The sequence below is a fragment of the Grimontia marina genome, from assembly GCF_900060185.1.
GTDB lineage: Bacteria > Pseudomonadota > Gammaproteobacteria > Enterobacterales > Vibrionaceae > Enterovibrio > Enterovibrio marinus.
Map to the genome: position 1 here is coordinate 1 of NZ_FIZY01000220.1, position 699 is coordinate 699.

Annotated in this window: 1 protein-coding gene; it reads right to left on the bottom strand. The window is 57.8% G+C overall.

What is annotated here, in order from left to right:
* Window positions 1-699: baseplate J/gp47 family protein (locus GMA8713_RS26085; protein WP_198159604.1), on the bottom strand; the 699-nt coding region annotated here is incomplete at both ends.

Here is a 699-nt window from a genome sequence, read left to right on the forward strand (position 1 = left end):
TGGTCAGTTGAACGGGCTTTAAACGCAGCTTGAAAATGATGGTTTCAATCCCTGCAGGGCGGCCTACCTCCAGCCCTGTGGCTGGGTCTTTATGCCGATAGATATACTCTCTGACAGCGTCCATTTTGGCGGTTGAAGGCAGGATGTCAGTATCACCGTCACACACAAACGTGAGGCCGACAGTGCTGCCACCTTGCCAGGCATCGTAGGCCCAGGCACGGGTCACTCCGGGCACTTCAGTTGCCCAGGCCATATAGTCATGAACAGCCCCACCCATCGGCGGGTATTGTTTGCGAAACCAAAGCCGTGCCAACAGCTCTGTAATCGGCTCGATGTCAGTGCCGCCGTCCATGGTGTTGACGGTCGCCTCACTGCCGATACCGGGGGAGGGGTTCACCAGTGTCAGGGTGTCATTGGCTGTCAGGTTCCCGGATGTTCCTGCCTGCTCGGCCTGTATCTCTGCCACCAGTTCGCCACCTGTAGGCAGTGCGCTCTCTGTGACTCGGTAACGCGTGCCGTCCCCGGAGGTGAGTACGCTATCAAGAGGCAGTTGGGCGTTATCGCTCGCGCTAAAGGTGGCGCTTCCATTGGCGTTTTGAGCCAGCTTTCGTGGCACGCCTTCATAGGCGGCCCTGGCTTCGATGGTGCTGTCGTCACTTTCTGCGGTTGGCACAATCTGTTTGGAAAGCCAAACCAGCT